Source organism: Spiroplasma endosymbiont of Villa modesta (assembly GCF_964030925.1).
GTDB lineage: Bacteria > Bacillota_I > Bacilli_A > Mycoplasmatales > VBWQ01 > Spiroplasma_E.
The window spans coordinates 1,727,649-1,739,641 of sequence record NZ_OZ034992.1 but is presented as its reverse complement, the minus strand read 5'-3'; the positions used below and the strand labels follow the sequence as shown (position 1 = coordinate 1,739,641).

Genomic DNA, 11,993 nt, shown 5'->3' with positions numbered 1-11,993 from the left:
AATTATGTTAAATGAAAATGAAATGAAAGAAGGTAATAGTATGGAAGAAAAAGAAAAAGATGAACAAGAAGAAACTAAAGAAGAAGTAAAATCAGAAGAAAATACTGAAAAAGAATCTGAATCTGAGGATAAAAAAGAGCCCGAAAAAGAAGAGTCTAAAGAACCAACTTTAGAAGATAAATATAAAGAATTAGAAGAAAAATATAATGCTTTATATAAAGAAAAAACTGATAAAGATAGAGAAATTAGACATTCAGAAAGTTATAAAAAATATGATTTATCACAAGAAAATATTAATTTATTAAAAAGATATCTTGGAGATAAAGATGATATTGAAGAAGAATTATCATTATTAAATAAAGATTTTCCACATTTATTTAATAAAAATAAAGATACAAATATTAGTAATTCTTTAGATGTAAAAGATAAATTTAAAGAAAATAAAAAAGAAGATGTAGATACTAGTAAATTAGGAATGGTAGGTTAAATATGACTATTAAAGAATTTAATAAAAAATATGAAAATATTCAAAGTGATTATCCTGATATTTTTAATATTACTAGAAGTACTCGTATAGAAATAATAAATACTTTAGAAAGTATTAAAGGATATGAAAAAAGTATCAATTGTTTAGAAAAAATACTTAATTTTGAAAAACAAGTATTAAATGATTTAAAACAAATTAAAGGAGAATAAATATGGCAATTATTACAACACAATCAACAACAATTAATGACCCTAGTACACCTAGTGGTAAAGCAGATTTATCAGTTAAATATCTTAAAAATTTAAAAGTTTTATTATCAAAAAGAGTTGCATTAATTAATGCAACAGTAGAGAATAGAGAACAATTAGATGCTGGTACTGCTATTTATGATGTTACAAAACGTAATATTACACAAGATTATAAACGTGGTGCTGGTGAAAATGATGTAACAGCAATTAGAACAGAACAAATTCTTTTAAATAAATCAAAAGAAATTAATTATGAAATTGAAACATTAGATTTAAAAAGATTAGGTGCTAAATTTGAAGATGGTGGAATTACTATGGGTGATAGTTATGTTTCTGGTTGAATTGATGCAAAAGCAAAATCAGTAGAAGTATATTTAGTTGCTAAATTACTTCAATTAGCAGTTAAAACAGCAAACGAAAATGGCATTATTAATATTACATTACCAACTAATCCTAAAACAGATGATTATAGAGCATTATTATGATTAAAAATCTCAACTACATTAGCAACTTTAAAAGCAAGAATTACTGATGAATATATTGGTACAAATGAAGAAGATTATACATTATGAGTATCTAGTTTTTTTAAACCGTTAGTTTTATTAGCAAATGCTAATTTAGGTAGTGAAAGTTCTAGTGAAGCATTAGCTAGTGGTAAAGTATTAGAAATTGGTGGTATTAAAATTATAGAATGTCCATGATTAGGAAGAAATTATCCAGCTGGAGTTATTGATAAACAAGAAGGATTTGACTTTAGGGGTTGTGATGCTGTATTAGTGCATAAAGAAGCATTAGCATTTCCTTTTAATCGTGGTCTTGATAATACATTTATTTTACAAACTAATGGTAATATTAAAAACTTTCATAAGTTTTTAGTTTCAGAAGGTAAAGCATTAAGACCAGATTTAGTTAAAGGATTTACAGTTACTTCAAGTATAGATATTGCAACAGCAATTGAATTTACTAATTTAGGTGCTATTACTATGGCTGGTGCAACACCAACTGCAGATGAAGTAGAAAAAGCAGTTATTGCTAAAAATCCTAATTATCGAAAAGGTAATGCTAATTTTTCAGATTTAACAGCAACAAGTGCTAATGTTGAAGGTAAAACTTTATATGATGGTTCTTTACAAGTAACTTTTACAAAGAAGTAATTTAAATGCCTATTATATTATTATTAAGAATAATATTAGAAACTGCTGTTACTGATATACAAACTGCTGAATATATAGAAAAATTTAAAAAAAGTAATTCATTATTTAATAGTTTTTTAAAAAATCCAGCAGGAATATTAAAAAATCAATTAATGTCAAAAATTTTAGGACAAGGTAAATCACAAAAAGAATTATCAGAATTTCAACAAGTTTTACAAAAATTAACAAATTTACCAGTAATTCATAAAAAAATAATGACACATATTACTAATAATAATATTGCAAAATTACAACATATTCAAAAACAATATTTAAATGGTAAGTCATTAATGGATAAAGGTAAAGAAATAATAATGAATTCTTTAACACAAGAAGATTATGACAGTATGATTGGAGTTTATGTAAATCTTTCTAGTAGTGCATTAGCAGGTGGTATATGAACTCCAGTAATACAACAACAGTCTAGTACTTATGGTATTGCTACATTAACATATAGAACTAATTTAAGTAAATCATATGATTACTTTATGATATCAAAAGAAATGTGAATTGATATGTGTAAAGCAACTGGTGCTTATGGTACTGGGGCTAATTCAATACTTATAAGGCAATATTATCATGGTGGATTAGATAAAGAAGATAAAGAATATTTAGCACGTAGGAATTCTAAAAATATAGGTAAAAAAGTAATTCAACAAAAGAAATATAAATCAGTTATTGGTGTAGTTAATAAATCACAAGCAGTACATGGATATGAAAGGTTTAAAAATTATGGAAAACAAAAATAATATTGATTGAAATGTAAATTTAAATTATATTACAAAAGATGATTTAAAAACTATATATGGTTTTATACCAGATGCTGACCAAACTACTACTGATAATACTAAAACTGATTTTACTATTATGGCAATTGCTATATCAAGTGAAAGAATTAATACTATTACTGGTAATTTAATTGAACAAACTGGATTTGATAATCTTAATACTACTCAAAAACAATTAGTTAAAAGAGCAACCGCAAGAATGACTATATATTATTTAACTGTTGGAATGGCATTTATAAGAAGTAGTGTTTCAATTAGTGGTAATGGTTTATCAAGTAGTATTAGTCCACCAAGTGAACCAGATTATGTTTTAATGGAAGTATATAATTTATTACAACAAGCAAATTTACATACTCCAAGAAAAGCAATTAATAATCCTATTTCATGTAATACAGATAATTTTAATACTCCTAGTATTTTTGATGAAAGTGATACTAAACTAATTACTTGAGATTCTGGTAATAAAACATTTTTACAAAAAATGAGTTTAATTGAAGGTACTGGTATAAAAATAGATAATGTTAGTGATACTATACCTAAATTAAAAATTCATGTTGATAGTAATATTGATTCATTATGAGAAGTTGATAAAGATAATATTAATTTTGTTAAATTAAAAGATGATAAAGGTATTATTGCTAATAATAAAAGAATTATTGATGTTGGAACACCTACTTTTGAAACTGATGCAACTAACAAAGAATATGTTGATAATAAAATACCAGATTTAACTAATTATTATAAAAAATCTGTTTTTATGAAAGGATATTTTACATATAAAGATGATAGAGACCAATTATGAATAAATGATAGTTCAAATAGTTCTCTTGCTATCTCATTATTGCTTAATAATACTTATGGAAGATTAGAAACTAATAATAAAAATATTGTTGGTGCTATTAATGAAATAAATAAAAAACAAGATAAAGAAAATTGAAAAATAATAGGTAAAAGTATAAATAATCGTAAATATGGTGATTTTAATCTTGCTTTTAATACTCTTTATAGAGTAATTATTACATGGGAATCTCCACCATTTCATCAAGTAAATACAAGAATAACAGTAGAATTTAAAACAGGTAATTATTTAGGTGGAAATCATGGAATTAAAATATTTCTTACAAAAGGTTTAATTAATAATGAAGAAGGTATTTTATATTTACAATTATTAGATATTAATAAATGACAATTAATTTTAGAAGGTGGAAATGAAAAATATGCAAATATTTTTTCATTAGAAGAATTACAAAATACAGTTAAAGTTGATGTTACACCAAAATTAAAAATTAATTCAAGAAGTTTAGAAACTAATGAAATAGAAGAAAATTATTGAGATATTGAATTACCAAATACTCCAACACCAAGTCCAAGTATTCCACAATGAAAAGAAGTAGGAACAAAAAAAGATAATAAAACTATTCAATTTAATTTTATTAAAAATAAAATATATCGTATTTATTACAATTATTGTGCTACTAATGATAAAACAGAATATTCATGAATATATAAAGAATTTATATATAGTGGAAATAATAATACAGAATATTTAGATAGTTTTATATATACAGATGGTTCATATACGTGATTACAAGTAAATCAAAATAGTATATTCATGACTACTGTTCCATATCCTTTTACATTTGGACAACTTTTAAAATTAGAAGAATTACAGGAATAATATTATGTTTTTTAAAATTATAAAGATTATTTTAGGTTTAATTGGAGTTTTATTATCTTCTGCAACTGCTGGTTTAATTATATTTATTATTGTAAAAATTGTATTAAAAATTAATCAAATATTTTAGAAAGGTGGTGATTTAATATGGATACTACAACAATTATTATAGTTGCTAATTTATGTATTAATGGGGGTTATGTTTTAATTAAATTAGGAAAAGCATTTATTGCTTTTGGTAAATCTTTAACAGACCCTAATAAAAAAGCACTTAAAAAACAAAATAAAATTAATAAATTACAAACTAAATTAAATTCTATTAATAAACAACCAGAAGTAAAAAGTATTTATTAATAATAAAAAAATGCCTTTAATAGGCATTTTTACTTATTTATAAACTCATGTGATTATAATCTCAATTTAATGAAGCATTATCTAAAATTACATCACTCATATTAGTTCCATATTGACTACTTGTTTCACTATTAATAGTAAATCTATTATCATTAATTAATCTTGCAGTTTCATTTGTAAATGAAGTTTCTTGCATTTCTCTACTATGATTTGTTTCTATTGGAAGTAAATTATGGATTATTTCACTTGCACCAGCAATTATGGTAGGTACTGCATAAGCATTATTAAAATCATTATTTATCCCCATAGCAACACCACTACTAATCAAACAACCACCAGTTGCCATATTACATATTTTTCTTATTGCTTCAAATTTATTAGGTATTAATTCTAGAATTCCATTAATAAGATTTGATATACCATAAGCATTTAATGAAATATAAGTATCTCAATCCATTTGTCCCATAAATTCACTATTTTGTCCCATAAAAATTATGTTTTGTCTCAAATCTGGTGGAAATGGGTCAATAGTAGTAGTAGTTATTGGACTTTCAGTTGGATTAGGGTTAATTGAAGAATTAGTAAATTTAGCATAATTTGCTAAGCCAATTGTTCCTAATCCTAATGCTATTTTTTTAGAACTATTTAATAATTTAGTTTTTGAACTTGGCATTTGATTTAAATTTCATATATCAATTCCTAATTTTTTTGAAAATAATAAAGCATTTATACTACCTAGAATAGGATTTCCTATTAATTGCCCATAATAAGCACTGGTACCTATCATTGCTGATAATGGTGATATTCCAGTTCTTATTAATTTTAATAAAGTATAATTTGAGTTTTGGTTTTCTGTATTTGGCATTTTTTTATTCTCCTTTTATAAATTTAAATTGCATATTTCCTACTGTATCTCTATTATTACCAACTATAATTAAATATCCAGTTTGATTATTTTCTAATATTCATGAATAAAAAATATCTTGTGGATATAATTTTGGATATAAATTTAATGCTAATAAATAACATAAAGCATCTTCTTTATTTTTTAATAATCCAACTGTTGGACATTTTATTTCTTTTGGACTTTTTTCATTATAAAATCATTCAGTTCTAATATTTCTCATTATTTCACATCCTTTTATTCTCAATCAAATTCATTAAAACTATCTTGTATTATTCGCATATATTCTTTATCATTATTTTTTCTGGCTTCTAATCATTGTTCCATTAATCATTTTGCTAAATCTCATTTAGTCATTATTTCACATCCTTTTCTTCATCACACATATCACATTCTCCAAAATAATAATATTCTACGTTATAATATATATAATGTTTGCATGGTTTTAAATTATCTTTATTCATTAATCAAAGTCTCCATTTTCTATTTTTTTAATAAGTTCTTGACGTATTATTAAATTCATTGAAATAATTATTTGTTTTTCCCAATTATCAGTTTCCATAAATAAATTTTTTAAATATTTAAGTAATTTTTCTTTATTCATTATTCAAAATCTCCTAATTTTAATCTAAATATTAATTCAATACTTACATCTTCATGTTCACATTTATTCATTATCAAATTCTCCATTTTCTATAAATTCAAGTACTTTATAATAAGCAGTAAGTTTACCTGCTTCTTTTAAAGAATCACATAAACAAATACTAATTTGTTTATTTAATCAAATAATTAATTTTTGTTTATATTCGTTTTTATATTCATCAATAATATCTTCAGTAGTAATTTCCATTATTTATTCTCCTTATTAAACTTCAAAATTTTCTATTATTTCTTCTTCTTTTTCTAATTCTTTTAATTTAGATAAAGTAGAATTTATATCAGTATTATCAATATTATTATTTGAATTAATAATTTTAACTTCATCACCAGTATTATCTTTATAAGCAATTGTTTCTTCATCAATTACTACACTTTGGTCTAATTGAAGTGCTAAATTAATATCATCTTGATTATTTAATACTATAATTGGTGTTTTATTAATTTCACGAATTAATGCTTTTACAACTGTTTTTAATGCCATTTGGTCAAAACTAGTATTTCAAGGACTATCTTCACGCTTAGTTTTACTAAATTTTTTTCTTCATTCTTGACATTCTTCAACAGTCATTCCTTTATAAAAATTATTAATTTTTCCATTTTTATCTAAAAGTGAAATATAACAATAATAACCAATTGTATTAATAGTTTTTCTTTCAAAAATTAATGCTGGATTTATTTCTCATTTATTATTTTCTTGATTAAATTTATGTGCAGTTGTTATTTTTTCTCTTTGAAAATCAACTACTAATCCAGTTCTTTGTAATAATGTTAATCAACCATCTTCTTGAATTTGAACTTGTAATTCATCACCATAAGGAATTAATGCTAATTCTTTTTTAATAGGATTAATTGAAAGATTTAATTTGTATAAATTAAATAAAGCATTAAATAAACTTTGTTGATTCATATTTCTTAAATCTTTACTAGAATTTCTAATCATTTCATAATAATTTCTAAATTTTAATAATTCTTCTTTATTACTTTTAATAAAATTAGGAATTTTTAATTCATTTTTACTATTATTACTCATTATTTTCTTCTCCTTTTTTATTTAATAATTCTAAAATTTCATCTAATTTTTTATTAATTTTTCCTATATGTTTTAATAAAATTAAAATTGATTTATCCATACCAGAACTTTTCTTACCAGAACTTTTCTTATCCATAATTTTCTCCTATCATTTTTTAATTGTTTTAAATCTATTATCTAAATGTATTTCAATATTTTTACTAGGATTAACTATTAAATGACTATTAATCTCAATTCAATTATTTAGATTACTATCTAATTTTTTAGGTAACTTATCAAATTCAATTGAATTACAAGAATAAATAGTTTTTTCTTTAATTGTTTTTTCATTAATCATTTTTATTTCTTCTTAATCATTCTTTAATATTATTTTTCAAAATATTTAATTCTTTAATTTGACCTCTTAAAACATCTAATTCTCATAAATTTAATTGATTTAAATTAATTTCTTCAATTTGATATTCTAAAAATTCAATTCTAGCATTAAGATTTTTAACTAATAATTCATTAAAATTACATTTTTTATTTTTACAATATTCCAATTTATATTCCATTTTTATCTTCTCCTTTAAAATATTTTATTTTTGCTTTAAATCATTCATTTATTAATTCATTTGATATTTCAATTTCTAATTCTTGTTGAGTATTTTTATTAGTTAAATAAACATAAGTTTTATAAGATGGAGTTATGCCATTTTCAAGTAACATACAATAATAAGCAGTTAATTGTAATTTAATTCTTTTGAATTTATCTTCATCAATACAAGCATATGTTTTATAATCAACTAAATAATATTTATTTTCTTTTTTATCTAAATAAACTAAATCTGGTGTTCCTGCAACTAAAGTATCAGTAATAGGTTTTTCAATAATAAATTCATAATTATTTTTATCTTTAAATTTTTCTTTTAAAAAAATAAGTGATTTTTTACAATAAGAATAATTTATATTATTAGTTACTGGTTTTAATTTTTTTAATAAATTATTAATAATATTTTCTTGATTAATATTTTGTAAATATAATTCATTAAGTTTATGAACTCATTTACCACGAACTGAAGCATTTTTTAATACTTCTGGTGCTATATGACTATATCCAAAACCTAAATAATTATCAATAATTCTAGAAACTGAAATTAATTCTTTATCTTCTAAAAAATATTGATGTGTTTCTTTTTTAAAAATTAATTTAGGCATATCCATCACGTTTGGCTTCTAAAAAAGCATATCAACCTTCAATAATTTTTAATGCATAATCAATATCTTTTTCTTCTTTAATAAGTTTTTCTAATATTTTTAACATTCCATAATTTATTAAATCATCTGAGATATTTTTTTCTTTACATTCTTTATATCTATCTCTATAAAAACTATTAACAAATTTAAAACCATCATATTCTTTACCATTAATTTTCATATTTATAACTTTCCTTTCTACCTATTAATATTCAAAAACATTTATTACATAATCTATTACCAAAAGAAGATTTTTTTCTACAATTATCACAAGAACCAACCATTCTATATTCTCTATATTCCATAAATATTTTTTCCTTTCATTAATTAAGTTTTTTATTTATCATGTCTGATTCTTCTTTTGAAATATAAACTTCCAATACTAATATTTCATAATGTGTAATAAAAGCATTTTCTAATAAATGATGTTTATAATTTCTATGAAAATTATTAGCATCTATAAAAGTACAAAAAACTTTATATTTTGTTTCATCTGTATAATTAACTTTGTATTTTACTAAATAAATGTATGACATATTTATTTTTCTCCTTTATTTTTGTTATTGTGTTATGATATTGTTAATGAGGTATGTATTTATATATAAAACCCCCTATTTTCTTACATAATACAAATGTAATTATTAATTAGATTAATGGGTTCTTTACTGAGCCATCATAAGGCTATTCAAATTAATCTATAATTACATTAAGCGATACAGTGTAACATTTTAACTTGCTTAACATTAAATGCTCTTTTATTCTGATATAGAAGTATTTACATAAAGTACTCACTATTAGACTTCTACGACAGTTTTATTAAGTTTTAATCTTTTAACAAAAAAAGAACGATAGTTATATCGTTCTTTGTTATCCAATTATGAATCTAAGGGTTAAAGTGATGCGCCCGATATAATAGACATATTCCGTAATTAAATTTTTTAAAAGTCAATTAATAATTTTAAAATTTATTTTATAATTTTGTTATTAACAATAAATTTAGAAAAGTGTTGATAAAAATGATTTTTGAAAATTTAAAAAAATTAAAAAATGAAGAATTTTACAGATATTTTGGTATAAAACGTTTTCATTTTAATGAAATGTTAGAAAAATTAATTGAAATAGAAAAATTAGAAAAAAATAAAGGTCGAAAAAATAAACTTTCAGTAGAAGAAAGATTAATGATGACTTTATTATACTGAAAAGAATATTATACTTTTTTCAAATGAGTATTAAATCTAAAATGAGTCCATCAAGTTGTTTTCGAAATATTACTTGAGTAGAAAATAAACTTAGTAACCACAAAGATTACCAATTTTTAAAAGAAAGATATAAATTAAAAATTGATAAAAAACAAGAAAATTCAAATGAATTTCAATTTTATTTAATTGATTCAACTGAGATTGAAATTGAAAGACCAACTAAAAAAAACTACAGTTAGAATATTTTTCTGGTAAAAGTTGAATGTATTCTATAAAATTTCAAATTGTATATGATTTTTTTAATAAAAAAATTGTTGATATTTTTGCTGATAATGGTAAAGTGCATGATTTTCAAATATTAAAAAATTCAAATCTTGAATTTTCAGAAAAAACAATAATTATTGGTGATTTAGGATATCAAGGTATACAAAATATTTATAAAAATACAATAATACCAATTAAAAGAACTAAAAATAAAAAATTAACTAAACAAGAAAGAAAATACAATAAGATTGTATCTAAAATTAGAATTAAAGTTGAACATGTCTTTGCTTGATTGAAAAGATTCAAAATTTTAGTAAATAAATGTAGAAAATCTAAATTTAGACTTATGTACTTAAGATTTAACTTACTTTGTGAAATTTTTAATAAAATAAAACCATTAAAATAAAAAAAATATTAAAAATATTTTTTTAAAATTTAAATTTTTATCGAGTTAATATAAAAATATTATTAACAATTTTTTGTTTAAAATGTAAACTCATTTTTTAAACTATTTTTTCAAAAAATATTTATTTCTATATTCAATAACACTAAATAGTTTTAAAACAATTTTATTGACAATTAATTAAATTTAATTACGGAATATGTCCAATGTTCTAATTAAATGGAATTTATCTAAAACAAACTGTGCACCTAAATAATCAGCAACATCTTTAATTCATCCTGCACTATCACCACAAATAATAATTTTTGCTTGTTCAATGTTTTCATAAAATTTTTGACAATGTTCTTTAACAAATTCAGCAGTTTTTTTAACGCCAATTGCTGTTTTTGTTGGTCTTATAATTGCCTTTACTCTTTTATTTTGTACTTTATGATTAATATTATCTGTATATGTTACTATTAATCGCATAGAATGTTTTGTACCTTTACGTTTAAAATTTCAAAATTTTCGGTGACCATCATCAATAGCAACAAAAATAGGCTGATTTTTTTCTAACTTTACTTTTACTGGATTTGCTTCAATTACTTCTAAATTTTTAAAAACTCTATGAATAGAACTAAGACTAATATTTGCTTTTTTTATAATATCTCAAATATCTCTGTATCTTTTTCCATCAGCAAAATATTCAATAATAGTTTGTTCAATATCTTCACCTATTCTTTTATATTTTGGCAGTTCTAGTATTTCATCAACTAAACAAATACGAACTCATTTTTGCAATTTTTCATCAAAGTATTCATAAATTCTTCTTTTATAAGTTACTAATCCATGTATAGTTTTTCTCATTCGATATTGATAATCAACAATTTTATATTTCTTTTTATCTCTTGTATTTTTTATTCTTCAATCTATTTTTTCTCATTTATTTGTTATATGTTTTAAAACTAATTTATCAATTTTTGCATTTTGTTCTGTAAAATTTCATTTATAATTAAAATTCAAATTTACTTCTCCTAACTATTTTAAAAAAATCAAAATTTATTGTAAATAATTTAAAATATTAATTTACTTGTTTATTATATAAATATATAAGTGTAATTTAAAATTAAATAAAAAAACAACTTTCATATTTAAAATATAATAAACAATTTCAATATAATTAATAGTATAGGTCTATAGGTCTCATAAAATAAATGTCTTTAATTTAGGCGTTATTTTGTGTTTAAAAGGAATATTGTAAAAATAATATAAATTAAGTACAATTTATAAGTAAAATCAAGGAAAAAAGGAGTAATTTAATATGAAAACATCTAAAAATAATACAACAACATGATATGTAGATAATATAAACGGAGTTAGACAATCAATCACTTATAATGAAGAAGTATGAGAACATATAAATTTAAATGAAGTAGTAGAAGATAAAAAAATAAAAAACAATAAACAAAAACAAAATATCAAAAAAAGTAAATGTTGTTCAAAACGTTGTACAATTTTATAAAAATATAAGTAAGGAGTAATTTAATATGAAAACATGAATAAAAACAAATTT

25 protein-coding genes are annotated in these 11,993 nt (G+C 21.6%); 11 read left to right on the top strand and 14 right to left on the bottom strand.

Annotated elements, in window-relative coordinates:
- The first annotated feature begins 4 nt into the window (after positions 1-4).
- Genes AAHM89_RS11145 through AAHM89_RS11115 form a run of 7 tightly spaced genes read left to right on the top strand, consistent with a single transcriptional unit; the run spans position 5 to position 4,745 of the window.
- The gene (locus AAHM89_RS11145) at positions 5-487 is read left to right on the top strand and encodes a hypothetical protein (protein WP_342266377.1); all 483 of its coding nucleotides are present in this window, start codon (positions 5-7) and stop codon (positions 485-487) included.
- Between the two features lie 2 nt (positions 488-489).
- Positions 490-696, top strand: coding sequence for a hypothetical protein (locus AAHM89_RS11140; RefSeq protein ID WP_342265899.1), 207 nt, complete (start codon positions 490-492; stop codon positions 694-696).
- 2 nt (positions 697-698) lie between these two features.
- The gene (locus AAHM89_RS11135; RefSeq protein ID WP_342266376.1) at positions 699-1,889 is read left to right on the top strand and encodes a hypothetical protein; all 1,191 of its coding nucleotides are present in this window, start codon (positions 699-701) and stop codon (positions 1,887-1,889) included.
- Positions 1,890-1,894: 5 nt separating this feature from the next.
- Positions 1,895-2,677 (top strand): hypothetical protein, encoded by a 783-nt coding sequence (locus tag AAHM89_RS11130; protein WP_342266375.1) that lies wholly within the window; start codon positions 1,895-1,897, stop codon positions 2,675-2,677.
- Positions 2,661-4,394 carry a hypothetical protein gene (locus tag AAHM89_RS11125; RefSeq protein WP_342266374.1) on the top strand — a complete coding sequence of 578 codons (1,734 nt, stop codon included), beginning with the start codon at positions 2,661-2,663 and terminating at the stop codon, positions 4,392-4,394. Before AAHM89_RS11130 ends, AAHM89_RS11125 begins: the two co-directional genes overlap by 17 nt.
- Before the next feature lie 4 nt (positions 4,395-4,398).
- Positions 4,399-4,521 (top strand): hypothetical protein, encoded by a 123-nt coding sequence (locus tag AAHM89_RS11120; RefSeq protein ID WP_338973392.1) that lies wholly within the window; start codon positions 4,399-4,401, stop codon positions 4,519-4,521.
- Positions 4,522-4,538: 17 nt separating this feature from the next.
- Positions 4,539-4,745 (top strand): hypothetical protein, encoded by a 207-nt coding sequence (locus tag AAHM89_RS11115; RefSeq protein ID WP_342265895.1) that lies wholly within the window; start codon positions 4,539-4,541, stop codon positions 4,743-4,745.
- 37 nt (positions 4,746-4,782) lie between these two features.
- Here the strand turns inward: AAHM89_RS11115 and AAHM89_RS11110 are convergent, their stop codons facing one another.
- The 13 genes from AAHM89_RS11110 to AAHM89_RS11050 all read right to left on the bottom strand — a co-directional run bounded on the left by AAHM89_RS11110 (position 4,783) and on the right by AAHM89_RS11050 (position 9,111).
- Positions 4,783-5,610: a hypothetical protein gene (locus AAHM89_RS11110; protein ID WP_342266090.1), complete on the bottom strand. Its 828-nt coding sequence runs from the start codon at positions 5,608-5,610 to the stop codon at positions 4,783-4,785.
- 4 nt (positions 5,611-5,614) lie between these two features.
- Positions 5,615-5,872 (bottom strand): hypothetical protein, encoded by a 258-nt coding sequence (locus tag AAHM89_RS11105; RefSeq protein ID WP_342266089.1) that lies wholly within the window; start codon positions 5,870-5,872, stop codon positions 5,615-5,617.
- 14 nt (positions 5,873-5,886) lie between these two features.
- Positions 5,887-6,042, bottom strand: a complete 156-nt coding sequence (locus AAHM89_RS11100; RefSeq protein WP_342266088.1) for a hypothetical protein — start codon at positions 6,040-6,042, stop codon at positions 5,887-5,889.
- A 70-nt stretch (positions 6,043-6,112) separates the two neighbouring features.
- Complete coding sequence (locus tag AAHM89_RS11095; protein ID WP_342266087.1) at positions 6,113-6,253, bottom strand: hypothetical protein; 141 nt, start codon at positions 6,251-6,253, stop codon at positions 6,113-6,115.
- A gap of 63 nt (positions 6,254-6,316) precedes the next feature.
- Complete coding sequence (locus AAHM89_RS11090) at positions 6,317-6,499, bottom strand: hypothetical protein (protein WP_342266086.1); 183 nt, start codon at positions 6,497-6,499, stop codon at positions 6,317-6,319.
- A 15-nt stretch (positions 6,500-6,514) separates the two neighbouring features.
- Positions 6,515-7,339, bottom strand: coding sequence for a RecT family recombinase (locus AAHM89_RS11085; protein WP_342265891.1), 825 nt, complete (start codon positions 7,337-7,339; stop codon positions 6,515-6,517).
- The gene (locus AAHM89_RS11080) at positions 7,332-7,475 is read right to left on the bottom strand and encodes a hypothetical protein (RefSeq protein ID WP_342265890.1); all 144 of its coding nucleotides are present in this window, start codon (positions 7,473-7,475) and stop codon (positions 7,332-7,334) included. The genes AAHM89_RS11085 and AAHM89_RS11080 overlap by 8 nt, the downstream gene beginning before the upstream one ends.
- 9 nt (positions 7,476-7,484) lie before the next feature.
- Positions 7,485-7,676 (bottom strand): hypothetical protein, encoded by a 192-nt coding sequence (locus tag AAHM89_RS11075; protein WP_338977522.1) that lies wholly within the window; start codon positions 7,674-7,676, stop codon positions 7,485-7,487.
- Positions 7,669-7,893 (bottom strand): hypothetical protein, encoded by a 225-nt coding sequence (locus AAHM89_RS11070; RefSeq protein ID WP_174480767.1) that lies wholly within the window; start codon positions 7,891-7,893, stop codon positions 7,669-7,671. The genes AAHM89_RS11075 and AAHM89_RS11070 overlap by 8 nt, the downstream gene beginning before the upstream one ends.
- Positions 7,883-8,536: a PD-(D/E)XK nuclease family protein gene (locus AAHM89_RS11065; protein WP_342265889.1), complete on the bottom strand. Its 654-nt coding sequence runs from the start codon at positions 8,534-8,536 to the stop codon at positions 7,883-7,885. Before AAHM89_RS11065 ends, AAHM89_RS11070 begins: the two co-directional genes overlap by 11 nt.
- Positions 8,529-8,756, bottom strand: a complete 228-nt coding sequence (locus AAHM89_RS11060) for a hypothetical protein (protein ID WP_342265888.1) — start codon at positions 8,754-8,756, stop codon at positions 8,529-8,531. The genes AAHM89_RS11065 and AAHM89_RS11060 overlap by 8 nt, the downstream gene beginning before the upstream one ends.
- A complete protein-coding gene (locus tag AAHM89_RS11055; RefSeq protein ID WP_342265887.1) occupies positions 8,746-8,880 on the bottom strand; it encodes a hypothetical protein in 135 nt (44 codons plus the stop codon). The genes AAHM89_RS11060 and AAHM89_RS11055 overlap by 11 nt, the downstream gene beginning before the upstream one ends.
- Positions 8,881-8,898: 18 nt before the next feature.
- Positions 8,899-9,111 (bottom strand): hypothetical protein, encoded by a 213-nt coding sequence (locus AAHM89_RS11050; protein ID WP_174480025.1) that lies wholly within the window; start codon positions 9,109-9,111, stop codon positions 8,899-8,901.
- A gap of 480 nt (positions 9,112-9,591) precedes the next feature.
- Between AAHM89_RS11050 and AAHM89_RS11045 the strand changes: the two genes are divergently transcribed.
- Genes AAHM89_RS11045 through AAHM89_RS11035 form a run of 3 tightly spaced genes read left to right on the top strand, consistent with a single transcriptional unit; the run spans position 9,592 to position 10,444 of the window.
- Positions 9,592-9,855 carry a hypothetical protein gene (locus tag AAHM89_RS11045; protein WP_342266373.1) on the top strand — a complete coding sequence of 88 codons (264 nt, stop codon included), beginning with the start codon at positions 9,592-9,594 and terminating at the stop codon, positions 9,853-9,855.
- Positions 9,816-10,013, top strand: coding sequence for a hypothetical protein (locus AAHM89_RS11040; protein WP_342266372.1), 198 nt, complete (start codon positions 9,816-9,818; stop codon positions 10,011-10,013). The genes AAHM89_RS11045 and AAHM89_RS11040 overlap by 40 nt, the downstream gene beginning before the upstream one ends.
- A gap of 23 nt (positions 10,014-10,036) precedes the next feature.
- Positions 10,037-10,444, top strand: a complete 408-nt coding sequence (locus tag AAHM89_RS11035) for a transposase family protein (protein WP_339045908.1) — start codon at positions 10,037-10,039, stop codon at positions 10,442-10,444.
- Between the two features lie 183 nt (positions 10,445-10,627).
- Here AAHM89_RS11035 and AAHM89_RS11030 read toward each other — a convergent pair whose 3' ends face one another.
- Positions 10,628-11,443, bottom strand: coding sequence for an Mbov_0401 family ICE element transposase-like protein (locus tag AAHM89_RS11030; protein WP_342266371.1), 816 nt, complete (start codon positions 11,441-11,443; stop codon positions 10,628-10,630).
- A 298-nt stretch (positions 11,444-11,741) separates the two neighbouring features.
- Between AAHM89_RS11030 and AAHM89_RS11025 the strand changes: the two genes are divergently transcribed.
- Positions 11,742-11,942 carry a hypothetical protein gene (locus tag AAHM89_RS11025; RefSeq protein WP_338960314.1) on the top strand — a complete coding sequence of 67 codons (201 nt, stop codon included), beginning with the start codon at positions 11,742-11,744 and terminating at the stop codon, positions 11,940-11,942.
- The last annotated feature ends 51 nt before the right edge of the window (positions 11,943-11,993 follow it).